The following is a 26130-nucleotide window of genomic DNA, read 5'->3' on the forward strand; positions in this document are numbered from 1 at the left end:
ATATGGATAAAATAAAACTTGGAATTATCGGAATTGGAAATATGGGCAGCGTTCACGCTGTTTCGCTGATTGAGGGAAATATCCCTGAACTGGAATTAACCGCAGTAGCCGATATACGGGAATCCAGAAGGTGCTGGGCAAAAGAACATCTCCCTAAAAATGTACAGATCTTTTCAGATGGAGACAGCCTGATGGAAGACGGTTGCTGTGATGCCGTACTGATCGCTGTCCCCCACTATGACCATCCGCGTTTTGTCATAAACGCATTTGCCCATGGACTTCATGCCATGTGTGAAAAGCCGGCGGGTGTATACACGCTGCAGGTACGTAAAATGAATGAAGCGGCAGCCAAAACTGACCGGGTATTCGGCATGATGTTTAACCAGCGCACCAATCCTGTGTACCGTAAGATATATGAAATGGTGCACAGCCAAAAATATGGTGCATTGAAAAGAGTGAACTGGATTATAACCGACTGGTACCGAACCCAGGCATATTATAATTCCGGTGGCTGGCGCGCCACATGGGCAGGGGAAGGCGGCGGCGTTCTGATTAACCAATGTCCCCACAACCTGGACCTTCTGCAATGGATCTGCGGAATGCCTGCAAAGGTACACGCATTCTGCCACATTGGAAAATGGCATGATATTGAAGTCGAAGATGATGTAACCGCATATATGGAGTTCCCAAATGGAGCCACCGGCGTATTTGTAACTACAACGGGGGATGCCCCTGGTACCAACCGTCTGGAAATCACCCTTGAAAAAGGAAAAATAGTCTGTGAAAATAATGTTTTACGCTTTTACGAACTGGATTGCAGCGAACGGGAATACTGCTTTACTACCCCGGAAGGCTTCCGGCCTCCAGACGGACACTGGACCGAAATAGTTACAGAAGGCAAAAATCTACAGCATACAGGCGTCTTAAGAGCATTTGCCGCAAACATTTTAAGAGGGGAGCCCCTGGTGGCAAACGGCGAAGAAGGCATAAACGGTCTTGCACTTTCCAATGCTATGTACCTATCCGGCTGGCTGGGCAAAACAGTGGAACTTCCAATAGATGAGAATCTGTTCCTGGAAAAATTAAATGAGCTGCGCGCGAATTCTAAGATGAAAGAAGTGCAGGAAATAACCTTTAATACAGAAGGAACTTACGGTTCGGGGGGAAAACCATGAGAGCGGCTATAGTAGGATGCGGCAGTATTGCCCACGTCCACGCAGAAAGCATCTCCCGGTTAAGCGATATCACCCTGACTGCATTTGCTGATATCATCAGTGAGCGGGCACAGGATTTCAGGAACCGCTACGGTGGAAATGCCTATTCCTCACTGGAAGAAATGCTGGCAAAGGAAAAACCGGATGTGCTGCATATCTGTACACCCCATTATTTACATGTACCAATGATGCTGTATGCACTTAAGCACGGAATTCACGTCTTTTCAGAAAAACCACCGGTAATCTCAAAAGATCAGCTTAATGAACTGCTCTCTCTCCATACAGAAAAGTATATGGGATTTTGCTTTCAGAACCGTTATAATCCCAGCATCCGCCTGGTAAAAAAACTGCTGGAGTCAAAAGCTGCCGGAAATGTCATAGGTGCAAGAGGAATCGTTACCTGGGAAAGGGATGCATCCTACTATAACGAAAGCGGCTGGAGGGGGAAACAAGACACAGAAGGAGGCGGAGCGCTGATCAACCAGGCCATCCACACAATGGATCTGCTGGTTTATCTGCTGGGGACACCGCTCAGTGTAGATGCCGGAATGCACAATCATCATCTAAAAGGGGTGATTGAAGTAGAGGATACACTGGAGGCATATATCCGTTTTCCAGATGCAAGTGCTGTCTTCTATGCAACCACTGCTTACTGCGAAAATGTCCCTCCACTGATCGAACTGTCCTGTGAAGACAGAACCATTCGGATTGAAGACCACGCGGTCACTTATTACTACCGGGATGGGCGCATAGAAACTCCCAAACTTTCCTCCGCGGAAGCACTGGGGAAAAGCTACTGGGGAAGCGGGCACGTGAGCTGTATAGCAGATTTTTATAAATCCCTCTGTGAAAACAGCCGGTTTAGCCTGGATCTTCCGGGAACACTGGATACCATCCGTCTGATGCTTGCTTCTTATGAATCCGCCCGAACTCAGAAAGAAATTTTTCTCTTAGATAACTAAGTGAAAACTATATAACATACTCAAATAGTATTTAACACGTTGGAATAGAAAGGATTACAAATATGTTGAAAAATGCAAAGATATCCTGTTTCGCTGACGAAATTGACACAGACCTGAAAAAACAGATGAGGCTTTTGAGAGAATTAGATATACAATTTATAGAATTCCGTAGTGCCAATCACAAAGGCATTGCAGATTATACTCTTGCAGAAGCGTTAAAAGTCAGGAAAGAACTGGATCATAACCGTATTGCTGTTTCTGCCATCGGCTCACCCATAGGGAAAATACATATCACTGATGATTTCACTTCACACTTTAAACAATTTCAGCATATAGCAGAACTGGCTGATATTTTTGAGACTCCTTATATCCGGATGTTCAGCTTCTATCTCCCCAAAGATGGCGCGCCCCAGACCCATAGGTATGAGGTCCTGAAACGCATGGATCTGCTGGTGAATTACGCTGCAAAGAAAAATCTGATATTGCTTCATGAAAACGAAAAAGGGATCTACGGCGATACTGTATCACGCTGTTTGGATATGATGAAACAATTCTACGGACCGAATTTCGGTGCCACCTTTGATTTTGCCAACTTTATACAATGCGGGCAGGACACCCAGGAAGCTTACGAAATGCTGAAACCATATATTGTGTATCTTCATATCAAAGATGCCATACAGGCTACCGGGGAAATTGTTCCAGCCGGCAAAGGAGACGGACATATCTCTTCTATCCTGAAACAGCTGGATCAGTGTGGATACAGCGGATATATCAGTCTGGAACCTCATCTTGCGGACTTTGATGCCCTGAAATCACTGGAACAGGAAGGGCAGCAAAGAGGGAGGACAGATGGAGCCGAGGCATTCCGAATGGCCTATCAGGCATTAATGAGCATCATACAGTAACTTGCCCCCGCCCGACGACATCGTACATTTTTCTAACTTCATACGTTTGACCTCATGTGGTGTGATATACTATGCTTTTTGAGAAATATGATATTTGTTGTAATAAACAGCCTTTAAAATATAGGAAATAGGCAGGGAATCAATCTTCCCTGCCTACGTTTTCTAATCCTTATTAAGTATTGACTTCTGACAGTCGCAACATATGCCATCAAATACAGTGCGGTGGCGCATTACAATATAACTGGTCTGCTCTTGGACTGTAGTATCCAGATGTTCGTTATAAGAAAGCGGCAGATCTGTTATATTTCCGCATTTCGTACAGATTATATGATAGTGGTAATCCAGCCGACAGTCAAACCGGTCTGCACTTGGCACTTTAACTTGTAGAATCTCTCCGGATTCAGTCAGGAGATTTAGGTTGCGGTATACGGTTCCACGGCTGATTTTATCATCCTTTTCCCGTGCCTCCAGGTAGATTTCATCTGCACTTGGATGGTCATGGTGAGATCTGACAATTTGTAACACAAGTTCACGCTGTCTGGTATTTCTTTGCTGTTTCATAAAACACACCTAACAAATTATATTTTACTCCATTATAGGTGAAATCGTTGCCTGAATCAAGCTTTTATTGTCCAATTTTGCAAGCTTTTTGACCTTGTCCATTGATAAACCTGCAGCCTCAGTAAAACGTTCGCCATATTCCGGATCTGCCAGATAGCAGTGAACGGCATGACGGTACTTAATATTAGGGGTAACGCTTGCAATATCATCTGCCGTATTCTGTATCAGGATTTGCTTTTTTTCTTCTGTCAGAACCCGCCATAAGTCACCACCTGCACGGAAACAATCATCCGTGGGATCGTCCTTTGGATCATAACGGTACATAGCACCTTCCAGAGAAAGCTCAGGTTCCATGACCTCAGGCTGTGCGGTCCAAACCCCTGCACTGTTAGGAGTATAAGCAGGAGCTCCCCCATAATTTCCATCTGTACGCATGGCACCATCCCTATGATATTCATTTACCTCCACTTTTGCGCGGTTTACCGGGATATGATTATGGTTTACCCCCAGACGGTAGCGCTGTGCATCTCCATAAGCAAAAAGTCTTCCTTGTAAGAATCGGTCCGGACTAAATCCTATACCCGGTACCACATGCGCAGGGGCAAATGCAGCCTGCTCAACCTCAGCAAAATAATTATCCGCATTTCGGTTTAATTCCAACTCTCCCACTTCAATAAGCGGGTATTCCGCGTGTCTCCAGATCTTAGTGATATCAAATGGATTTTCATAGTGGTTTGCAGCCTGTTCTTCTGTCATAATCTGGACATACATGGTCCATTTGGGAAAATCACCTTCTTCAATGGCATCATACAAATCTTTCCCGTGATATTCCCGGTCCAAGCTATTAACTTTTGCGGCTTCTTCATTTGAAAAATTCTTTATACCCTGCTGCGTTTTAAAATGAAATTTGCACCATACACGTTCATTTTTTTCGTTGTATAGAGAAAATGTATGCTCGCCAAAAAAGTGCATATTCCGGAAAGAAGCTGGAATTCCGCGATCGCTCATAACTATCGTTATCTGATGGAAGCATTCCGGAAGGAGGGTCCAGAAATCCCAGTTGTTTTGTGCAGAGCGGCGCCCTGTGCGGGGATCTCTTTTGACTGCACGGTTCAAGTCAGAGAAATTATGAACATCCCTGATGAAAAAAGTGGGGGTATTATTCCCAACCAGATCCCAATTACCTTCTTCGGTGTAGAACTTCGTGGCAACACCTCGTATATCACGCTCACAGTCTGCCGCTCCACGTTCTCCGGCTACCGTGGAAAAACGGGTAAAAGTTTCTGTTACAGCGCCAGGCTGTAATACCTTTGCTTTGGTATACCTGGAAATATCATGGGTTACTGTAAATTTCCCATAAGCCCCCCAGCCCTTTGCGTGCATACGACGTTCCGGAATTACTTCCCGGTTAAAATGTGCCATTTTCTCCATCAACCATACATCCTGCATCATCACTGGTCCTCTTGAACCGGCGGTGATTGAAACTTCATTATCGGCTACCGGAGCACCGACCTCGTTTGTCAAATTTTTATGTTCATTCATAGCAAAACTCCTTTCAATTATTATATATGTGATGTGTTAATGAGTATCTTTCTGAACAGCTGCTGTGTTTCTTAAATTTTGGTTTTTCGGGTACCAGCCCTTTTCCACCTATCCACCCCTCCTTTTTCTCCCTGCTAATAGAACGATAGCGGGATAAATAATTATGTATTCGAAAGATTATTATCCCCTACAGAAATAAGCACATGCCGATAATCCAGAGGTAGCAGCCTGTTTTGGGCAACATCAGCATTCCGATCTTAGGGTTACGGTTTGCAAAAAGAACAACCGGAAGATAAAAGGAAAAGCTTAATAAAATGGCAAGCCACATATAATGGACACTTGCTATCACATTTCGGTTCACAAAAAAGAGTATAGACACCATAAGGCCCATAACAAAGAAAGGAATGTTACGATAGATTCCCCACTTCACCGGAGGTTGGGCATCTGTCCAACGGTTCCACGGAAGTAAACAAAGTGCTATGCGCAGAACAGCCAAGACATAGATTATATAGTTCCAGAATGGTAAAACCGAAATATTGCTTATCTGCAGTCCTATCTGCCAAAGCAGAAGGTAAAATACAGTCATAGAAACAGAGGTAATCTGCTTACCACGCCCCAATGCAGTTCGCCGGGCTATTTCATTTTTAGAAATGATAACCCTGATACGGGGAAGAAGATGAAAAGAATCTCCAATTACCAATATCAAAGCCATAATTCCAGCCAGCATATGCAATTTGGAAGCAGATACCATAAGCAGAAAAATCCCCATTATTAAGGCTGAAAGCAGGTACAATATATCAAAAGCAATTTCAATCTTTCCAAAAACTCGTTTCATTATAATTCTCCTATCTTCCAAATAAAACAGTAATAGTACTTAGTACTAATAATAGCCGATTATATGATCCGTGTCAAGGAATTTTATTCCAAATGATGGAAATATGTAAAAGATACCCGTCTATGCTTATGAATTTGAAGAATCTTGTTTTTCGTTAAAATGCAGGCAGGAAATCAAAATCCCCCCAATAATACACCCCAGTCCAACCATATGTTCCCCATAACAGTTTCTTTCAAAACAACCGCCGACAATACAATACTGCTGACCGGAACCATACTGGTAAAGACTGCCGCATTGCTGGCGGGAACTTTTTCTATTCCTTTAAACCAGAGCACATAAGAGAGAAACGAAACGAAAAAACCGTAATAAATCACGCAAATAACAGAGGAAAGATCTATTCTTGTCCTAATGATTGCAGAAGGCTATCTGGAAGGACACCAGGGATCCGGCACGATTGTAGCAGACGGCATACAGGAGTTAAAAAATCCGCTGAATCATGCAGGTATAGCTGGAATCCAAGTAAAAATAAGTTAAATCAGACAGATGATATAAATACTATAGGGAATAGAAATAAGACAGACAAAACAGCTAATACAGAGTCAATAGAGTATTCAGGAAAAGTTCATCATAAGGAAAAATATAAGAATACCGGAATATTACAGAACACTGGCAAATTTTTAGAATACTGGAGAAATTCAAAACACTGAAGAATTTCAGAATACTGGAAAATGAAAAAGTACTATCACAAAAACCGAAATCATCTGATCCGGGAATTAACGGATCAATTTGCCAGTGAGTTTAAAATCCTCGGGCAGGCTGCCGGACTGCATATAGTAGTCCGGTTTCATAACACAACCTTTTCCAGGGATCTGGTACAGGAAATAGCACATCAGGGCATCCGCATATACCCGATTGAAAATTATCTGCTGGAACACTCCGGCTGCAATTATGCCAGCGAAATACTTATGGGTTACTCTCATTTGAGTTTTGAAAATATTGCAGAGGGCGTCCATATTCTTAGGAAAGTCATTACCTAGACGATGCATATTTTTTTGCAACAATTTTATTTAACCGCTCGGACATAACCAGCATCAAAATTGCAAAAATACTTAAATATAATGGAAATATACTAATGTTGATAGCGGAAGCAAGAAAACCAAAAAGCGGCGGCATAATCGTTGTACCCACGTAGGCGCTTGCCATTTGGATTCCGATAATCCCCTGTGAATTTTCTCTGCCAAAATTAAAAGGTGTTGAATGGATAATAGCCGGATACGTGGGAGCACATCCCAGGCCCGTAATAATTAATCCAATCATTGCAAAAAACGTTCCTTCTACCGGCAGGGCAACGAAAATGATTCCTAACAATGAAAGCAAAATACCAAAACGGATTAGTAACTTATCTCCTAATTTATCTGCTATAAATCCACAGAGAAATCTCCCCGCTGTGATACCAAGACAAAACAGAGAGGCAAACCTGGCTGCAATACTCACGTCCAGTCCCCTATGCTGCACCAGATAACTACTTGCCCATAACATTGCCGTCTGTTCCAGCGCACAATATGAGAAAAATGTTACCAGAACCAGGGGAACCCCTTTCATTTTTAAAATCTGCGCAAACCCTAGGGGTTTGGATGAAACTTCCTTATCAAGTTCCGCATGTTGTATATGATCTGTATTTCCCCTCTTCCAAAGCGGCAGGCTGATAAAGAGAATTACAGTTAATATAATCTGCACGATACTGACCACACGATAACCACTGTGCCATCCATGGCCGCCCGTAAGGCAAAAACTCATTATGTACGGGCTGACAGCCGCCCCAACTCCCCAGAAGCAATGCAGCCAGCTCATATGGCGTGATGCATAGTGCAGGGCAACATAGTTATTCAGTGCTGCATCTACCGCTCCTGCTCCCAGTCCATACGGAACCGCCCATAAACACAGCAAAATAAAAGAATTCGATACCGAAAATCCAAACAGCGCCATGGCTGTTAAAAATACACTGAATGCCGTAACTAATCCGGCTCCAAATTTCCTGGTAAGCCTGTCTGACAGAAGGCTTGAGACAATTGTCCCACAGGCTATAATCATCGTAATGATTCCCGCGTATGAAAAAGGAACTCCCAATTCTGACTGCATCACTGGCCATGCAGAACCTACCAGGGAATCCGGCAGTCCCAGACTGATAAATGCAACATAAATAATCACTAGTAAAAATGAAAACATAGCAAACTCTCCAACTCTATATGATAGCGCCTGTTTTGGAATCCAAATACATGATTGGAATTTAATACAAATCAAAACCTTCACCTGCACAATCCAATAATGCCAGGAGAAAATCTCACCACTTAAAAATCACTAAGGATTCTGCGCCGCATAGAATATTATTATAATGTCTGTAATTAACTTTTCATATAATAAAAATGTCATTTTATATGAATATTATGTCATATTCACATGTAAAGGCTCACATGTTGAAAATGTACTGCAATCCAACATAATATCTAAAACGGAGATACATATTTTTTATCCATTAGTTCATAAAGTTTAAATTTACCGTTAATGTTCTCTATTTCAAATATTGACTCATAAGATTGTTTTGAACAGGAGCCATAAGCCAATTATAAACTGTTAGATCTAGCTATTATTCACAAATTCAAATGATTCTTCCGAAACTTCTGTGGTGATATATTGCAGTGCTTCTTAAATGCTTTAGAATATGAAAATCCATCTGCAAAATTACATAAAAGTGCTATTTCATTTAAATTCTTCCCGGTGTCTAACAGCAGGGTCTTTGAATAATTAATCCGGCTGTCAATCTGATATGCTCCCGGGGAAATCCCGTACATATCCTTAAATTTTTTCCGAAATCTGTCATAAGACATGCCGATACAATCCGACACCTCTCTGGCATTTAAAAAGCGTGGCTTCCTCTGGCAGAGCAGTTCCTCTGCCTTCTGCATTTTCGCAAATTCCCTGCCATCCACATATGAATTTCTGACACTTCGAAACATCTCGATTGCAAATTCCTGACTGTAAAGATACAAAACCGACAGCTGGTCTTCCGCCAGTTTCCGGAAACATTCCATTAAATAATTGCACTTTTGAAAAGTATGAGGGGTCAGTCCCGGATAAATCACAGGTGTATCCGAAATTAGTTTCAGATCTCTTAAATTTTCATAAGTTTTTTTGCCAAAACAAACAAAAAACTCCAGCCATTTTCCATCCGGATTTACCATGGTTGTATGCTTCCTGCCCGGCAGCCTCTGTATGTAAGCTCCCGGTTCCAGATCATATTCATATCCCTCTGAATCCGTATAACTCCCCGAACCGTCCAGCAGCAAAAATGCACCATAGTGTTCAAAGACAAGACCACTTTGAGAAAAACCTGCATTTGGTTTATGCAGGAAACCACAGCTTAATACACCGTCCTGGGGACTGTGGGTAATATTATAATGCATCGTTTGATTGCGGTACAACCGCTCCGGTATTTTCATCTCCTTCGTCCTTTCTATTTCCAAAAATGACATGCCCAGACCAATAATCCCATTCATATTCTTAATCATATATGCTAACATGTGGATAAGTCAATAATGAAAAAGAAAAAAGAAAAATATTGTGAAAGGAATATAAACAGGTGCTGATATGACAAAAAGAGAAAACTTAATCGCTATGCTAAAGGGTAAACCTTACCAGGAGGTGCCCGTAGAATTTAATTTATGCCCGGAACTAGTGGCGACCTATCATGAAAAAACAGGAAGTGACCTGAGCTATATGGAGTATTTCCAGATGCCCTGGCGCTATGTGGATGATATCGCCATCAAAGAAAATCCGGAACAGTTTCTTAAATATTATCCCTACGGATTGAAAGAAGGATCTAAAATCGATGTATGGGGAATTGCACATGAACCAGGCAGTGCAGCTGCCAAGCATATGACAAGAATGCGCTATCCGCTTAGTCTGACAGAGGATTTGGAAGAAGTTAAGGATTACCCTTTTCCCGATTTCGCTGCAGGCAATGCATCCCATCAGCCAGAACAGGTTAAAGCAATCCATAAACAGGGACTGGCTGCTGTAGGCAGTATGCAGGTGACTATCTGGGAAACATCCTGGTACATCCGGGGTATGGAAAATCTCATGTCTGATATGATCAGTGATCCAGAAATTGCTTCTTTCATTTTTGACAAAGTCACGGCACAGGCGCAGATTCGTGCCAGGTCTTTTGCCCTGGCAGGTGTGGATATCATTTACCTGGGTGACGATATTGGGATGCAGCACACCCAGATGATGAGTGAAGATCTCTATTGCGAATGGATTTTACCGCGCCTGAAGAAAGTAATTCAGACAATCCGTTCCGTTAATCCGGAAGTTATTATATTTTACCACAGCTGTGGGTATGTTACCCCTTTTATCCCCTATCTGATCGAAGCAGGAATTGATGTTCTGAATCCTATTCAAAGCGAATGCATGGACTTTCAGGAAATTTTTCAAAAATATGGCGGGAAGATTGGATTCCATGGCACCATTGGGACCCAGACCACCATGCCCTTTGCCTCCCCGCAGGAAGTGAAAGCAACCGCCATCCATTTACTGGATATTGCCGGCAAAACCGGCAGGCTCTTTTTGGCACCTACCCATATGCTGGAGCCGGAGGTACCCTGGGAAAATATCACGGCATATGTAGAAGCATGCAGAAATTATACTCTGCAATTTTAGTATATTTTTGAAAGCATTGTCGGCTACAGTGGTTACCTTTTAGGTATTATCGGATATTTTAATTAAGCTTTTTTGCTTAAATGTATCGTTTTTTTAACTTCAGGCAAAATATCTCTTACGACACCAGTAAAAAATGCAAAAAAGAATCGTTTAGTCTGACTGCGTGCTAAAAATCACGTTCAGACAAAACGACTCTTTTTTATTTTTACTTTTATTTTCTTTTATTTTTCTTTTATTTTCTTTTTTCTCATTAATCCTCTCGGTAAGTGTCCAGACAGAACGGGTGCCCCGCAGGATCAAACAGCGTTCTGGAATCCTCGAAAAATATCTCTTCCGCCAGCCTTGCTCCACAAAGCACAGCATAGCTGATCGCTTCTTCCAAGTCTTCCACTTCTAGATCAAAGTGTATCATTTGTCCCTGTTTTCCAGCTTTCCACGGCCAGACCGGAGATTCATACCCCTCAACCTCCTGAAATGCCATCACATTTCCCTGGGGAGAGGTGATGGCAGACGTCCCATTCTGCGCCGGATGCGAGAGATTCCATCCAAGCAGTCTGCTATAAAATTCCGAAAGTACTTTAGCGCCTCCCATACCACAGTCCATCACAATAGGCCCCATTTTAATATTGGGTCTGTTTTTCTCCATATCAGATTCTTTTAATAGTTCCATACTGATCTCCTCTTTCATTTTTTATTCATTTATGATCTATACTACATATTTTTACTTAAATGAATTCTCAAACACACTCTTATGAGTCATTACTTGAAATTGAGACTCACTCTAGGTTTATTATATTTGGGTTTAGCTAATTAAGACGCTTTGTAGATGTAGGCAGTGTACGGAAAGATGGGTGTGGGAAACTGGCATGGACTCCGTCAGCTGGCCGCAGAACTGGTATTTTCTAACCTTTCCGAAGCGCTTTTTGGCGGCACGCGGGCATTCGCTCCGAAATCCTGATACATTTCGCAGCTCACTGTCCGCTTAGTATCCGATGGGAGCCAGTCGAATACTATCCGCCAAAAAACACTTCGAAAAGGTAAGTAAATACTCATCTCTGCTCTACGCTTCCTCCGCCCATACCAGTTTCCCACACCCATCTTTCCGAGATAGCATTCGTTGATACAAAGCTGGTTTTCTCAGCCTGGTGGAGACCCCTGGGTTGTGACGGTCTGTTCGTTTTTGGATGCAGCAGAGTGTGTTACGGCAGTTCAGTGTGAAAGGGGGATGATAAGACGAAATTTTACCTGCTTTCCTGATCACAGACTTAACTGGATGTAGGTACTATAACCACAAATATACTGTAGTAGAATTTAGAGACAGTTCAGAGTGATAACATCCAGCTGGTTTATTGGTTTTTAAGTGTTCTATGCCAATAGCGTACAGCATGCCACAACCCCAGGGCCCAACCATGCTGAGAAAACCAGCTTTGTATCAATAAACTGCATCCCGGAAAGAGAAGGGGGCGGACCATGGCAGGCGTTTGGAAGGCGTATAGCAGATCTGAGCATTTACTTACCTTGCTGGAGTGTTTTTTGGCGGATAGTATTCGACTGGCTCCCATCGAATACTAAGCGGGCAGTGAGCTGCGAAATGCATCAGGATTTCGGAGCGAATGCCCGCGTGCCGCCAAAAAGCGCTCCGGGAAGGTTAGAAAATGCCAGTTCTGCGGTAAGCCTTCCAAACGCCTGCCATGGTCCGCCCCCTTCTCTTTTCGCGCACTACTTCCATCTACAAAGCGTCCCCTTCCTCAGCTAAACCCAAATTAAACAATTAAATTGTGAGCCAGTATTCCGCTCCGTCTTTCGTTCTTTCCATAAACCCATACATAACCAAATAGCGCCGTAAGGTCATATAATCTTCAAAGACCGGCTTCAATATCTCATTTACCTCTTTCTCGCTATAATGCTTTCCCCTATCAAATTCTTCTGCTATTTTTCCTAAAATAACAATCTTTTTCTTTTCTTTTGGGGAGAAGTTTTTTAATACTAAAGGTGAAAGTGTTTTGAAAGATGTTTCTAAAATGTGTCGCTTTTCCTGTTCTGTAATCAGATACCGGTCATCTACGTAAATTGCTTTGTCGTGAATGGGAATAAAGGCATTCTCATTTTCAGCATGTTCTTCAAACACCTGTTCATAAATAGCAAGATATAATCTGGCCTGTTTTGCTTTTTCCCGGAATGTAAATCTCTGGCGTCTGACCGTAGAATCGGAAATACCGGATTTTTTCGCAATTTCACCGTCTGTCAATCCCGCATAAAATAACGTCATTAATTCTCTTTGATTTTGCGTTAATGTATTGTACTTCGTGTCTGAATTTACCAGCTGAGCAAAGTTACTCTCATGCTCTGCTGCAATATGTTTTGCCACCGCGTGTTCCGCCACATAAAAATGACCTCCGATTGAAAAAATCTGACCTTCCTGAAAAGTCTGATCACAATAAATACAGACATAGGCATCTTTTTCTTTGTCAAACTGATATCCCTTTTTTAACTCTTCCAATGAGAGTTTACCGTAATCCATAATTCCCTCCTGTTCTCTTTATTTATAAACCTAATATAACATTGTTTATAGAAATTGTAAACATTTTTATTTTAATTTCCATATTCGTCCGCAGTATCACTTTACTGACTAGAAAATCTGTGTACACATCTTCTGCTGTCTGTTGGAATTAACCTTAACGGTCTTCTAAATAAAAAAATGTACCAACAGGGGATTTATGTCAGCAATACAAGAATAATTGAGACCCTGTTGGGGGAGACAAAGAATCACCTCGGAATCCTTGATAGTTAAGGCTTCCGAGGTGATTCCATCCTATATCACTAAATTTAATGATTTTATCCAGTTTATGCGAGATATAAAGCATGCTCATTACAACCATGAGCAGCATTAATCCCAGCAGAACTATAAATTCCTTCTTCCTACCAGGCTTTTCAACATACTGTTATGTGTATTTCTTTTCATTCCTTTACCTTATTAAAATCTTCAATTGCCTGAAACATTGCTATCATATTCTCGGCTGATGTCTGCCCCTGAATATTGTGAACCGGGTTAAATACAAATCCACCATCTTTTGAAAATAATTCCAGACGCTCTGAAACTTCTTTATATACTTCCTCCGGAGTTCCGAAAGGAAGTGTCTTCTGTGTGTCCACGCCCCCACCCCAGAAAGTGAACTTATCTCCCCACTTCTCTTTTAGCATTTTCCCATCCATTCCCGCTGCTGAAAGCTGAACAGGATTTAAGATATCCACACCCATTTCATGAAAATCCTGCAGGAATACAGAAACTGCACCACATGTATGATAAAATGTCTTCCAATTCGTATTTTCGTGTACCCAGTCATTGATTCTCTTATAAAAAGGCTTATAAAATTCCCTAAAGCTGCTAAGTGACATAAATGGTCCATTCTGTGTACCAAAATCTGTTCCAGAAATAATAATTGCCTGCAGCTTATCACCACATGCCTGCTTAAACAATTTTGCATTTTCGATGGCTATTTCTGTCTGCATCTCATACAATTCCAATATGTAGTCAGGACAAATCTGATGTGCCATCATAAAATCCGCTATATCCCGGATTCCTCTTGGTGTTTTTACATTCGGTCCCGGAATAATAGCAAAATCGCCCAGTCCGGCAAGGGCACCGCCACCTATCATGCCATAGGAAGTATTCTGGAAAATGTCATTGCAGCGATCTTCCAGCCTTCTCAAAGCATCATCTGTCAAAATGCCAAAGTCATCTTTAAAGTCTTCCCGGGCATTGGTTGTATCCTCGTCCAATTCTATATTTCCTCTCGTGATGTGATCGAAGAAATGTCCATTCTTTGGCATTTTAGAAGCCGGCGGATAATTCATATCGCCTTTTGCATACAAATAGGTATTCCCCTGTTCATCCAAGGTGGTATTAAACATTTCCGGGACTTCAACTTCTAAACCTGTCTGCAGCCTCCAAGGCTTCCATCCTTTATTCTCAAATCCATACATCGTATCGTTTGCCGTAATATCTACTACATCCAGATGGAGAGCTTCCCGCAGATCTTCTTCGACCATTCCAAGTAATTGCAATGGCTCATTAATTTTAATTTTGTGTTCTTCCAGGTGAAGTGCTCTGCGCAATTTGTCAAGCGCATTTGCATTGATACCAGTAATAGCAGTAGATCCTAAATCAACTACCACCTTTCCTGGATCTTCATGGTTCAATGTTTTAATTAATCTTTCTCTTGAGTTCATGCTGCTCCTCCTACGTGTTCGTGCACGGTTTACATAAGTTTACTCAAATTTTTTACATACTATATTTTGTAATAATCGAGAGTTCCGTATAATTTTTTTCATTTTTTGGCATTTGTTGGAACAAAAGGTATTTTCCCATTATCTGAACGCCATCGAACCCTTGCTTATATGGTTCCTGCAAGATTGTAGCAGCAATCAAATTATTCGACAGACCCTTTTTCACTGCCTCAATTAAGTCAAACGTCACTACTTTGAAGTTTGCATTTCTGTGGGAGGGCACCGCCTTAATCCCACCGCTGACCCCTGCACCAAGAAAGCACAGACCGTCTAAATTAGGATACTCTTTTAATAGTCTCTCTGTCACTTCATATGACAATTCATCACTATCATCATTCCCTAGTATATCCACAATCCTAATATTGGGGTAATCCTTTTCTATCGTTTCTACAAATCCTCTCTCTCTTCTCTCCAGTGCCAGGTTCAGCTTACTTCCTGTAACAATGGCCACCGTTTCTTCCCTCCCCTGACTCATAAGCCCAAACAGTCCTGCTGCAACTGTTCCGCTCTTTTTGTGTTTACATCCTACATATGCAATCCGTTCAGTGTTTAAAACATCAGAGTTAATCGCTACAACTTTAATATTTTTCTTATGGAACTCGTGAATTTTGCGTATAATCCTTTCTGAGTTAATCGGAGTCATAACAAGACCGGATATCCCAAGCCCCTCCAACTCCTCCATCAACTCTTCTTCTCTTTTATCGTCATATCCTTTCATTGTCCGCCACTCGTATTCCAAACCAAATTCGCATAAGTCCTGCAGGGAATCTTCAATCCCCCTCTTGACCTCATCAAAAAATTCATTTCCCTCTGAATTTAATATGATACCTATTTTTTTCACTACTTTTGTCTTTACCAATGCTTTCGCGGCAAGATTCGGGCGGTATCCCATCTCCTCTGCCGTCTTTTTTATCTTCTCTGCTATTTCATGATTGATTCCTGAACGATTATTCAGCGCTCTATCTACAGTTCCTCTTGAAACACCTACTGCTTCTGCTATTGATTTAATTGTAACCCGCATAGTACATCTCGCCTTCCGTGTTCGTGAACGTTTTATGTTTTTAAAGTATCATACTTCATTTTTTTTGGCAAGTTGTTCCTGAAACCTTCCATATTTTTTCCATATTTATTTCCATATATTTAAAACTATTGTTATTTTTAAGCTACTTAATTTTGCAAACTAAAAAAATTACCCGAATAATTTTAGATTAATAAATGAACAGAATCGAAAATTTTGCGTTAATGTATTGTGCTTCATATCCGCATTCACGAAATGAGCAATTCATCTTGAACGAACAATTTCATTTTAAATTGGGGTTTAGCTGATTAAGGGACGCTTTGTAAATGATAGGTAGTGTACGGAAAGATGGGTGTGGGAAACTGGCATGGGCTCCGTCAGCTGGCCGCAGAACTGGTATTTTCTAACCTTTCCGAAGCGCTTTTTGGCGGCACGCGGGCATTCGCTCCGAAATCCTGATGCATTTCGCAGCTCACTGCCCGCGTGCCGCCAAAAAGCGCTCTGGGAAGGTTAGAAAATGCCAGTTCTGCGGTAAGCCTTCCAAACGCCTGCCATGGTCCGCCCCCTTCTCTTTCCGCACACTACTTCAATCTACAAAGCGTCCCCTTCCTCAGCTAAACCCAAATTTAAGAAACAGTTCCCTGTAGTACTAGTACATCATTGCATAATTTACCATTATAAACAAAAAGCGGTTTTGAAATAGAAATCTCAAAACCGCCTTCACAGTATAACGTATTAAATTTATGATACTATCATTCGTGAGCTTTAAAAAAAGGTAAAAGCCCCTGATAAGCCAATTCAAATCTTTGTTTTACAAAACGATACACGTTCTCTTTTTCTTTGTCTGCCTGATATCTTTGACGGATGTGCAGAAATTTTTCCACTTCGTCAAAACTCTGAAACACCCCGGCACCAACACCGGCGATCATAGCCGCTCCAATGGAGGTCGCTTCTTCAACATGATCCGGAACCTGAAAATCTACCTGCATAACATCAGCCAGTATCCCTGCATTTACCGGGCTTTTGGCTCCGCCTCCGGTCAGTATCATCGTATCAACGGACATTTTCCTGCGGTATGCCTTTAAAATCAATTCCAGATTCATTGCTATGCCTTCCATCGAAGCTCGGACATAATCATCCTTCTTATGCTCCGGATGAATCCCTAGATACGCTCCGCTGGTGTCGGAATTCCACCTGGGGCTTCTTTCACCCAGAAGGTAAGGCAGGAAAATCAATCCTTTTGCACCTGCCGGGGAACGTTTCATCCGTTCATCCAGCAAGTCATAGTCCTCTCCGTCACAAATTACGCTGCGGACATATGAATAAGCACTTCCTGCTGCCTGCATCGTCCCGCATGGCATGTATTTTCCTGGAATTACATGGGCAAAACAGAACAATATCTTCTCTTCGTCTGCAAAGGGAACCGAAGAAGTCCCGCCAATCCAGGCAGAGGTACCAAAGGTGGTAAACAATTCTCCATCCTTTACACATCCTGCCCCTACTGCGGAACAGGGTCCGTCCCCGCCTCCACAGATTACAAGCGTATGCTCTCCCAGGCCACAGGCAGAAGATGCAATTGCCGTTACTTTTCCGGCAATGTCCGTAGAGTTATGTAATTCCGGAAATTTATCACCGTCTATCTCTGCTGCCCCCAATATTTCCCTGGACCATTCCATTTTTTTCAGGTCCATCGCCTGGGTGCCGGAACCGTCGGAATAATCCGTGACAAATTTTCCGGTCAGGCGGAATATAATGTAGTCTTTTGCCTGAAGTACTTTATAAGTTTTCTGATAGATATCCGGCTCATGTTTTTTCAGCCACATAAGCTTTTCAATGGTGTAGCTTGGACTGACTCTGTGCCCGGTCAGTTCATAGATGCGGTCTGCACCCAGTCTTTCTTCCAATAAGGCCGCTTCCTTCACGGCTCTATGATCCGCCCAGATAATCGAATTCCGAAGGGGATTCCCCTGCTCATCTACCGGAAGGCATCCCTGCATCTGGGCACTAAAAGAAACTGCCAAAACCTGCTCAGGGTGAATACCTTCCAGAATCTCTCCGGTTGCCTTACAAAAAGCATTCCACCAGTCCAGAGGATTTTGCTCTGCCCGCTTATCTCCGGAGAAATCCACGTCATAGTAAACCACCGCACTTCGAATCATCTCTCCTTCTGCAGTAAACAGCGTTGCTTTATCTCCCGATGTCCCAAGATCATGGGCAATCAAATACTGTTTCATAAAGTCCACCTTCCTTCCTGCTTTCATACGAAACATTTTCTCTACAGATCAGTAAGAGAGACATCTCCCCTGACTGCCACCCAGTCTGCTTTAAAGTCATCCACTGCCTTCTTCACTGCCGCCATTTCAAAAGAACTGTGCATCAGCATTGGCTGTACCGTAGCCGCATGTGCACCAACTGTAAAAGCACGGTTCACCTGGCGGATATTCTTAAAGCTGGCTGCAAGAATCTTACAGGAAGATTGATTTTCGTCAATCATCTGACGGAAATCTGCAATCGTTTCTTCAAAATCAACATCCAGATTTTCCATACGGTTGCAATAGGGTGCAATGAAATCCGCTCCGGCCATAATTGCCATAAATCCTTGGATCTTTGTATAAATAGCAGTAGCAGTGACACCGATTCCCTTGGATTTTAACATCATCATTGCTTTTAATCCCTCTTCTGTAGTCGGGATTTTTATAAATACTTTATCATCCACATTTTTCAAAACTGCCTCTGCTTCTTTTAGCATCCCATCTGCATCTTCTGCAAGTACCTGTACATGGAGAGACTTTTCCATGCCAATAACTTTCCTGATTTCACGAAGGGTACCGTACAGATCCACATTCCCCTCTGCCTTAAGTATACTGGGATTGCTGGTAACCCCTGTTATTGGATAATACTGGCTGTACTTTTTAATCTCATCTAAATTGGCTGTATCAAATAATAGTTCCATACTGATCTCCTCTTTCTTTTTCTATAAGAGGATTATAATTTTTTTTCTAAGGTTTGTCAACACCATATTTACTAATGAAACTATTTTTTATTTCTTTCGTAAGTTTTAATTACTTTCTATAATTACATTGTCCCCCTGTCTTTCAGTTCTTTTGATACCACCATAATCGCAATTTTTTATTCGAATCCAATATCTCTTTCTTACGAAACCAAATGATTGCGTTTCTGCTTTTCTTATGTTATAATAAATAAAATTTATACAACGAAAGGGAATGCCAGATGAATCATCGTGAAGAAAAAATCTTAGAACTGCTTACGCTGGAAAATAAAATAGAAGTAGCCAGGCTTTCTGACCTGTTAGACGTATCTAAAGTAACGATCCGAAAAGACCTGGACAGCTTGGAAGAAAAGGGATTAATTAAAAGGGAACATGGATTCGCGGTTCTTGGTTCCCGGGAAGATATGAATTACCATCTGGCATTCCATTATGAAAAAAAGAAACAGATAGCAAGGACAGCTGCCGGCATGGTACAGGACGGGGAAACGTTAATGATCGAATCCGGTTCCTGCTGCATCCTGCTCGCCGATGAACTGGCGCGTACCAGAAAAGATCTGACTATCATTACCAACTCTGCATTTATTGCCGGGTATATCCGCCACTATCCCACGGTTCAGGTCATTCTGCTGGGAGGAACCTACCAGAAAGATTCCCAGGCTGTTGTGGGTCCGTTAACCATTCATAATGTGCGTACTTTCTTTGTAAAAAGACTTTTTATCGGGATAGACGGATTCCAGGAGAGTTTTGGCTTTACCGGAAGTAATTTAATGCGCCGGGAGGTCATCCGTGCCATGTCAGAACAGGCAGAACACACCACAATATTAACAGAATGCGAGAAGTTTTCCCAGAAAGGAGCTGTCTCTCTGCTGCAATATCATGAGGTATCCTGCCTGATCACGGATAACGGGATTTCTCCAGAAAAGGTGGAGCTCTTAAGAAGCAAAGGGGTGGATGTCACCGTCACATAAATTCAGACTGTTGACCGTTTCTTCTTCCATCCAGAACCCTGCTCATTTCCGCTCTTTTTCTATCCAGATTATAAAAATACATCAAAATTCCAATTACCAGGCACAGTCCCAGGGGTATCCAGATAAAGCTTGCTTCAATACATGCCAGAGCCTTTGGAGACTGATTTTCATTCGCCGCATAGCCGCCCCACTTCAATATTCCTCCAATCACCGCACTTGCAAGTCCCATGCTTGCTTTCACGAAGAATCCCTGGAACGCTGCAATCAGTCCTGATATATTCTTGTTCTTTTTATACTCCGAATAATCGATAACATCCGGCTGAATGGCAAAGGTCACGCCAAAGATTCCGTAAATTCCAAGTCCGGTAACGACAAGGCCTGCCAGCAGGAAAAAGGAAGTGGACCTGCCGATATAAATCATCATATCTCCTGCAATATAGATGACGATACTTAAATACATCACCCACTTCTTTCCAAATTTTCTCTGAAGAGCCGGAAGAACTAACAGCATCGGAAGTCCTGAAAGAATTCCAAGAAGTCCCACCAGGGTCAGCCATTGTGTCTTTTGGAGATTATATGTAAAATAGTAAATTACGGTGGTACTTCGGAATACATACAGTCCAAAATATAGAAAATTCAATATAAAAAATAATATGCTCTGGTCTGTCAGTCCTTTCAGGCTTTCCCGGAGTGTTACCTTTTCTTCCTGTACGGTAGAAGGAACGACCTCTTTGGTACTGAGAAAAGTAATAACAAATATAATCATTGCCACAATGCCATACAAACTCATGGTAATTAAATATCCACGGGCCTTGTCGCCTTTTCCAAAGTACTCTACTAACGGAGCTGTAATGGTCATAACAATGGCCGTTCCAAGCATGGCACAGATCATCCTGGTGGATACCAGGCAGTTTCTCTCATGCAGATCAGAGGTGAGTCTTGGCACAATTGTATTCAGCGGAATATTTACAACGGTATACGCGGTGCAGAGAAGACAATACGTAATATAAGCCCAAACGATTTTCCCTGCACTTCCCAGCTCCGGTATATAGAAAGTCGCAATGGTAAATATGGCAAAGGGTACCGCACCAATCAGAAAATAAGGCCTGCCCTGTCCCCATCTGGTGTGAGTCTTATCCACGATAATTCCCATTCCGGTATCAGTTAGAGCATCAATAAATTTTGTAACAAGCATCAGCGTACCGGCAACTGCTGCCGATATGCCGAATACATCCGTATAAAATATCATCAAATAGGAAGCCATTGTACTGAATACAAGATTGCAACCCAGATCTCCGATTCCATAACCCACTCTTTTTCTCCACTTTTTCATAATCATTCTCCTCCAAAAGACTTACTGATTTATATCTTTGACAGCTTTTTCATATCTTCTTTTAAATTTTCATATGTGGACTGGTAAACACCGTAATACGCATTGTATTTTTCGTGGTTTTGTTGATCAGGCATTATTTTTGCATCCAGAACCTGCCATTTTTTCACTTGCTCATAGGTAAGCAGACCGGTTCCGATACCCGCCAGCATTACATCCCCCATATTTGCTTCCACATCATAGATGGGGCATACTACTGGATATCCTGTTACATCCGCAAAGATCTGTCTCCATACCTTTGACTTGGTAACTCCCCCTGCCAGCAGAATGTATTCACCCAGATATTCACCGGTAGCCTCCATGGCATTTCTAAGGGAATATGCCACTGCTTCCAAAAATGCCCGGTACAGATGTGCCTTTGTATGGGTCAGTGACAGTCCCAGGATAGTACCTTTTGCATCGGAATCCCAGACAGGGCTTCTTTCCCCCATAAAATAGGGCAGCACCACAAGCCCTTCACTTCCTGCTGGAAGCTTTTCTGCTTCTGCATTTAATACGTCGTATGCCTTTGGACCGCCTGCCTTTTCCACCTCAGCTTCGAACTGGCAGATCGTATTGCGGAACCACTTCACTATCGCCCCTGCAGTAGCTCCGCCTGCAAAATAATAGGATAATTTCTTAGCATCATACAGATAGGGCCATACGATCAGGCCTTTTCCTTTTACCGGTTTATCCGAAATCAGTGCTGCGCACATGGAAGTTCCGATGGCTGCTGCATAGATACCGGAATCAAAAACGCCAAGGCCTATATTCGCAGCTCCGCAGTCAATTCCTCCTGCAATTACCGGCATTCCTTCCCACAGTCCCAGTTCCATCGCCAGCTCTTTTTTAAGTCCTCCTACAATATCCGTGGACTCCACAATCTTCTGAGGCATCATTGACATGGGAATTCCCATGGCTTCCATCATTTCTTCAGACCACTCCCTCCGGTTCATATCAAATATGCCTCCGATATTTCCCGCTGAAGAATAATCAATGGCAATTTTCCCTGTCATTTTATATATTACATAGTCATTTGGAGGGAGAAACAGTTTGGTCTTTTCCCAGTTTTCCGGTTCATGGTTCTTCATCCATAGAATCTTAGTATAGCCGTAATAGGGATCTGCCCCGTTGTGTGTGATTTCAAGCAGTTTTTCTTCCCCAATCTTCTCCAGCACCCAGGAAGTCTCTTCATCTGCACGTCTGTCCATCCAGATCATACACGGTCTGACCGGGTTCATCCGTTCGTCCAGTGGAATACCGGATCCTCCATATAATCCGCTGACTGCAATTCCCCTGATGTCCCGGGGATTCACTCCCGATTCCGCTACTGTATTCTTAATGGATGCCAACGCTGCATCCGCCCATACATCCGGCCACTGCTCCGCCCACAATGGTTTAGGGGTCAGCACATCATATTCCTGCAGGTTCTGGGCTATCAATTTTCCCTCGGTATCCATTAAAATAGTTTTTGTTCCGGATGTTCCGATATCCGTTCCTAATAAATAATTCATCTTTCTTCCTCCTGTGGGATTTTAAACTGTTCATTTTTACTGGTTCTAGAAACAGGTAAATGCTCCATCCACAACAAAATCAGATCCGGTTGTAAAGGAGCTGGTATCTCCTGCCAGATAGACACAGATAGACTGGAGTTCCTCCGGCCTGCCCATTCTGCCAAGGGGCGCCATGGCATTCCACTGTTCAATCAGAGGCTGCAGGCTAGGTGAATTCAGGGTCAGTTCAGTCCCGATATATCCCGGGCTGATACTGTTAACCCGTACATTTCTCTTCGCCCATTCAATTGCCAGTGATTTGGTCAGCTGAATTACACCCGCTTTTGAGGCATTATAGGAACACTGCGGCTGCGGCACATTTACAATATGTGCAGACATGGACGCCGTATTAATGATGGAACCGCCGCCCTGCTTTAACATCACTTTTCCCGCTGCCTGTGCCGTTAAAAATACGCCGGTCAGATTGATGTCGATCACTTTTTTCCATTGTTCGTATGTCATCTCCTCTGCCGGGATATTCATACAGATACCCGCATTGCAAAAAGCAACATCCAGCCTTCCAAATTTGCTTAATATGGTTTCTATCATCGCATCAACTTCGTCCGGTTTTGTTACATCCGTTTTAACCGCTATTGTTTCTACTCCATATTCTGCGGCAAGCTGGTCAGCCGTTCTTTTCGCCTCTTCCATATCCACATCCACAATTGCCAGATCTGCTCCCGCTTGTGCAAATGCCGTGGCAACCGATTTGCCTATTCCTCTTGCTCCTCCTGTTACAAAGATTTTTTTACCGTCCAGTCTCATCTTTTCAATAATTCCCATATCCATTCCATCCTTCCTACCGTTTTATGTAGATTCGTTTTTTCGTTTTCATTTTATACATATTCATTTTATAAAATGATTTTCTAAAATGTAATTACATAATAGCTCTTTTTATCTTCTTGTGAAAGATGGAATAATACTCAAAATTGTGTTATATTTTTTAGATAATTTTACCAAAAGTCTTTTTCTAATTACTTTACATAAAATTATATGCTATAATGATTTTGCAAATCTATTTTACATAACGAAGTGAAATCCTCGTTTTACTTTTATATAAGGAGTTATCATGGAAAAATTTTCTCTTACCGACATAAAAAAAATGAACTATTCTGACGTTTATCATTATATCTATTCCAATGATAAATGTTCAAAGCAATCTATTGCAAATGCACTGCAAATGAGTCTTCCTACTGTAACACAGCATCTGAATATGCTTCTGCAAGAAGGCTTTATTGAGACCTGCGGACAGCTTCAGTCCCAGATTGGCAGAAAGGCAGTTGCATATACCATTACCCCTTCTGCCAGAGTTTCCATCGGTGTGGAAATTTTAAAAAACAAATTGACCATTGCTGTTCTGGATCTGTATGGGCATATCTGGTTTCAGAAAATATGCCGGATTCCATTCCGGGATTCTGCAGATTATTTCAAAGATGTCAGCACGGAAATCAGACAGTTTATCCTGGAGCAGGAAATTGAAAGTAAAAATGTTCTTGGCATTGCATTTGCACTCCAGGGGCTGGTATCCCAGGACAGCCGGAACATTATTTATGGAAAGATTCTGGACTGTACCGGTTTATCCATTTCCTCGTTTGAAGAACACCTGGACTATCCCTGCCGTTTTGTACATGACGCAGAGTGCGCTGCCATGACAGAACTCTGGGATCATCCAAAGCTTTCACACGCGGTATATTTTTCACTTGGGTACCATCTGGGCGGTGCAATTATAATCAATGGGGAAATACAGAGCGGGCGCACCGGTCGGAGCGGCACAATCGAACACATGACCCTTGTTCCGGGGGGGCTTCCCTGTTACTGCGGACAAATGGGGTGTATGGAATGCTATTGTTCTGCCAATGCCCTGCTTGCCGGAAACGGGGATTCCGGAAACGAAGATCTGGATGCTTTCTTCGAAGCGAAAAATGCCGGCAGCCGGGAACAGGAAGACCGCTGGGTACGCTATCTCAATTATCTTGCCATGGCAATTAATAATCTTCACATGGTAATCGACAGCGAGGTAATCCTGGGCGGACATCTGGCACCTTACATGAACGAGCAGGATCTGGAATATCTCCATGCCCGCATGCAGAAAACTACAGCATTTCCCGAAGCGGATACATTCCTGTCACTTGGAAAGAGAAAAAGCAGCACCGTGGCTACCGGAGCTGCTCTGTACTATATAAAAGATTTTCTTCAAAATTTAAGCGGCGGGCATGATTGGTAGAATGATTGGTAGATCATATCCCTGACTTCAAAATCAAAACGAAGTCCATCCGCCATCAGTCTGAACCACGGCACCTGTCATATGCGTCGCATCCTCTGAAACTAAAAACAAAATAGATGCTGCCTGTTCCTCTGCCGTCGCTTCTCTCTCCTGCATGGTCTTCGTTTTTTGTCCTGCCATGGACTGCGCTTTTTTCGGATCTAATCCCGCATCCAAAGCCTCTTTCTGCTTTTTCATTACAAATGCATAGGCTTCCTCTACCATAGGGGTTGACGTACCTGCAGGATTTACGGAATTGATACGGATACCATAACGTGCATAATCCAGGGCGAGATTCTTAGTCAGTCCATTTACTGCATGTTTTGAAGCTACATAAGCAGGATTTCCAGGAAGTCCTGTCACTCCTGCAATGGAAGAATTGTTAACAATTACGCCGCCCCTGCCCTGATTTAAGAATTGGGACAGCTCACTTTTGCAGCAAAAATATACACTGTAAAAGTTATTTGCCATTGTAAAATCCATATCTTCTTTTTTTAAGTTATGCAAAGGACCGGGGTTTCCCATCACTCCTGCATTATTAACCGCGATATCCAGTTTTCCATAATGAGCCACTGTTTCCTGTACCATCCTTTCTGCATTTTCTTCCGTGGAAATATCCAGATTTAAGAAGATCCCATCTCCTCCGCTTTCCTTTATTTCCCGCAGCACCTCTTCTCCCTGTTCTGCCCGTATATCAACTAATACCACCTTTGCTCCTTCTGCCGCCGCTCTTTTTGCCGTTGCTTTCCCAATTCCTCTGGATGCACCGGTTATGATCATAACCATATCTTCAAATCTCCCTTTAAATACCATCGTCATTCTAAACCTCCTTTTTCAGTAGTGTATACTTAACAAGCGGATCTTAGTCCATTATTTATCTGCAATATGAATGGCCCTCAGATGTTTCTGGGTTATTGCATAAAAATA

25 protein-coding genes are annotated in these 26130 nt (G+C 42.5%); 9 read left to right on the top strand and 16 right to left on the bottom strand.

The window, feature by feature from the left end; genetic code table 11:
• The first annotated feature begins 2 nt into the window (after positions 1-2).
• The 3 genes from RHS_RS06880 (at position 3) to RHS_RS06890 (ending at position 3081) form a co-directional block, all read left to right on the top strand.
• Positions 3-1175: a Gfo/Idh/MocA family protein gene (locus RHS_RS06880; RefSeq protein WP_047832713.1), complete on the top strand. Its 1173-nt coding sequence runs from the start codon at positions 3-5 to the stop codon at positions 1173-1175.
• The gene (locus RHS_RS06885; protein WP_047832714.1) at positions 1172-2176 is read left to right on the top strand and encodes a Gfo/Idh/MocA family protein; all 1005 of its coding nucleotides are present in this window, start codon (positions 1172-1174) and stop codon (positions 2174-2176) included. The genes RHS_RS06880 and RHS_RS06885 overlap by 4 nt, the downstream gene beginning before the upstream one ends.
• A gap of 62 nt (positions 2177-2238) precedes the next feature.
• Positions 2239-3081, top strand: coding sequence for a sugar phosphate isomerase/epimerase (locus RHS_RS06890; RefSeq protein WP_047832715.1), 843 nt, complete (start codon positions 2239-2241; stop codon positions 3079-3081).
• A gap of 162 nt (positions 3082-3243) precedes the next feature.
• Here RHS_RS06890 and RHS_RS06895 read toward each other — a convergent pair whose 3' ends face one another.
• The 4 genes from RHS_RS06895 to RHS_RS30420 all read right to left on the bottom strand — a co-directional run bounded on the left by RHS_RS06895 (position 3244) and on the right by RHS_RS30420 (position 6432).
• Positions 3244-3642, bottom strand: a complete 399-nt coding sequence (locus tag RHS_RS06895) for a Fur family transcriptional regulator (protein ID WP_027292699.1) — start codon at positions 3640-3642, stop codon at positions 3244-3246.
• 24 nt (positions 3643-3666) lie between these two features.
• Positions 3667-5184: a catalase gene (locus RHS_RS06900; protein ID WP_047832716.1), complete on the bottom strand. Its 1518-nt coding sequence runs from the start codon at positions 5182-5184 to the stop codon at positions 3667-3669.
• A gap of 187 nt (positions 5185-5371) precedes the next feature.
• On the bottom strand, positions 5372-6019 hold the full coding sequence (locus RHS_RS06905; protein WP_047832717.1) for a hypothetical protein: 648 nt from the start codon (positions 6017-6019) through the stop codon (positions 5372-5374).
• Between the two features lie 173 nt (positions 6020-6192).
• Positions 6193-6432: a DMT family transporter gene (locus tag RHS_RS30420; protein ID WP_395021684.1), complete on the bottom strand. Its 240-nt coding sequence runs from the start codon at positions 6430-6432 to the stop codon at positions 6193-6195.
• Between the two features lie 315 nt (positions 6433-6747).
• Here RHS_RS30420 and RHS_RS06915 point away from each other — a divergent pair, with 315 nt between their 5' ends.
• A complete protein-coding gene (locus tag RHS_RS06915) occupies positions 6748-7056 on the top strand; it encodes a hypothetical protein (protein WP_047832719.1) in 309 nt (102 codons plus the stop codon).
• Here RHS_RS06915 and RHS_RS06920 read toward each other — a convergent pair.
• Both RHS_RS06920 and RHS_RS06925 read right to left on the bottom strand, forming a co-directional pair.
• On the bottom strand, positions 7049-8245 hold the full coding sequence (locus RHS_RS06920; protein WP_047832720.1) for an MFS transporter: 1197 nt from the start codon (positions 8243-8245) through the stop codon (positions 7049-7051). The genes RHS_RS06915 and RHS_RS06920 overlap by 8 nt on opposite strands.
• Positions 8246-8667: 422 nt before the next feature.
• The gene (locus tag RHS_RS06925; RefSeq protein ID WP_395017818.1) at positions 8668-9585 is read right to left on the bottom strand and encodes a helix-turn-helix transcriptional regulator; all 918 of its coding nucleotides are present in this window, start codon (positions 9583-9585) and stop codon (positions 8668-8670) included.
• A gap of 79 nt (positions 9586-9664) precedes the next feature.
• Between RHS_RS06925 and RHS_RS06930 the strand changes: the two genes are divergently transcribed.
• A complete protein-coding gene (locus RHS_RS06930) occupies positions 9665-10735 on the top strand; it encodes a uroporphyrinogen decarboxylase family protein (RefSeq protein WP_047832722.1) in 1071 nt (356 codons plus the stop codon).
• A 250-nt stretch (positions 10736-10985) separates the two neighbouring features.
• On the opposite strand, the gene RHS_RS06935 is transcribed toward RHS_RS06930, so the two are convergent.
• Positions 10986-11405 (bottom strand): VOC family protein, encoded by a 420-nt coding sequence (locus tag RHS_RS06935; protein WP_377146651.1) that lies wholly within the window; start codon positions 11403-11405, stop codon positions 10986-10988.
• Positions 11406-11570: 165 nt separating this feature from the next.
• Between RHS_RS06935 and RHS_RS30425 the strand changes: the two genes are divergently transcribed.
• Positions 11571-11693: a hypothetical protein gene (locus tag RHS_RS30425; RefSeq protein WP_255348096.1), complete on the top strand. Its 123-nt coding sequence runs from the start codon at positions 11571-11573 to the stop codon at positions 11691-11693.
• 813 nt (positions 11694-12506) lie between these two features.
• Here the strand turns inward: RHS_RS30425 and RHS_RS06940 are convergent.
• The 3 genes from RHS_RS06940 to RHS_RS06950 form a co-directional block, all read right to left on the bottom strand.
• Positions 12507-13256 (bottom strand): DUF2087 domain-containing protein, encoded by a 750-nt coding sequence (locus RHS_RS06940; protein ID WP_047832723.1) that lies wholly within the window; start codon positions 13254-13256, stop codon positions 12507-12509.
• A gap of 437 nt (positions 13257-13693) precedes the next feature.
• On the bottom strand, positions 13694-14965 hold the full coding sequence (locus RHS_RS06945) for a uroporphyrinogen decarboxylase family protein (RefSeq protein ID WP_047832724.1): 1272 nt from the start codon (positions 14963-14965) through the stop codon (positions 13694-13696).
• A gap of 52 nt (positions 14966-15017) precedes the next feature.
• Positions 15018-16043, bottom strand: a complete 1026-nt coding sequence (locus RHS_RS06950) for a LacI family DNA-binding transcriptional regulator (RefSeq protein WP_047832725.1) — start codon at positions 16041-16043, stop codon at positions 15018-15020.
• Positions 16044-16376: 333 nt separating this feature from the next.
• Here RHS_RS06950 and RHS_RS30430 point away from each other — a divergent pair, with 333 nt between their 5' ends.
• Positions 16377-16499, top strand: coding sequence for a hypothetical protein (locus RHS_RS30430; protein WP_255348096.1), 123 nt, complete (start codon positions 16377-16379; stop codon positions 16497-16499).
• A 293-nt stretch (positions 16500-16792) separates the two neighbouring features.
• Here the strand turns inward: RHS_RS30430 and xylB are convergent, their stop codons facing one another.
• Positions 16793-18274, bottom strand: a complete 1482-nt coding sequence (gene xylB, locus RHS_RS06955; RefSeq protein ID WP_047832776.1) for a xylulokinase — start codon at positions 18272-18274, stop codon at positions 16793-16795.
• Positions 18275-18315: 41 nt separating this feature from the next.
• Positions 18316-18993, bottom strand: coding sequence for a fructose-6-phosphate aldolase (locus RHS_RS06960; protein ID WP_027292686.1), 678 nt, complete (start codon positions 18991-18993; stop codon positions 18316-18318).
• 278 nt (positions 18994-19271) lie between these two features.
• Here RHS_RS06960 and RHS_RS06965 point away from each other — a divergent pair, with 278 nt between their 5' ends.
• Entirely contained in the window at positions 19272-20018 is a 747-nt protein-coding gene (locus RHS_RS06965; RefSeq protein ID WP_044295270.1) for a DeoR/GlpR family DNA-binding transcription regulator, read from the top strand.
• Here RHS_RS06965 and RHS_RS06970 read toward each other — a convergent pair.
• The 3 genes from RHS_RS06970 to RHS_RS06980 are packed head-to-tail and all read right to left on the bottom strand — an operon-like array spanning position 20011 to position 23723.
• Positions 20011-21351 (bottom strand): MFS transporter, encoded by a 1341-nt coding sequence (locus RHS_RS06970; RefSeq protein ID WP_027292684.1) that lies wholly within the window; start codon positions 21349-21351, stop codon positions 20011-20013. The genes RHS_RS06965 and RHS_RS06970 overlap by 8 nt on opposite strands.
• Before the next feature lie 29 nt (positions 21352-21380).
• Positions 21381-22901, bottom strand: coding sequence for an FGGY-family carbohydrate kinase (locus tag RHS_RS06975; RefSeq protein ID WP_047832726.1), 1521 nt, complete (start codon positions 22899-22901; stop codon positions 21381-21383).
• 45 nt (positions 22902-22946) lie between these two features.
• Positions 22947-23723, bottom strand: a complete 777-nt coding sequence (locus tag RHS_RS06980; protein WP_047832777.1) for an SDR family oxidoreductase — start codon at positions 23721-23723, stop codon at positions 22947-22949.
• 286 nt (positions 23724-24009) lie between these two features.
• On the opposite strand from RHS_RS06980, the gene RHS_RS06985 reads away from it, so the two are divergent.
• A complete protein-coding gene (locus RHS_RS06985) occupies positions 24010-25164 on the top strand; it encodes an ROK family transcriptional regulator (RefSeq protein ID WP_047832727.1) in 1155 nt (384 codons plus the stop codon).
• A 33-nt stretch (positions 25165-25197) separates the two neighbouring features.
• Here the strand turns inward: RHS_RS06985 and RHS_RS06990 are convergent, their stop codons facing one another.
• The gene (locus RHS_RS06990) at positions 25198-26022 is read right to left on the bottom strand and encodes an SDR family NAD(P)-dependent oxidoreductase (RefSeq protein ID WP_047832728.1); all 825 of its coding nucleotides are present in this window, start codon (positions 26020-26022) and stop codon (positions 25198-25200) included.
• Positions 26023-26130 lie beyond the last annotated feature (108 nt).

This window comes from Robinsoniella sp. RHS (genome assembly GCF_001029355.1).
Taxonomy (GTDB): Bacteria; Bacillota; Clostridia; order Lachnospirales; family Lachnospiraceae; genus Robinsoniella; species Robinsoniella peoriensis.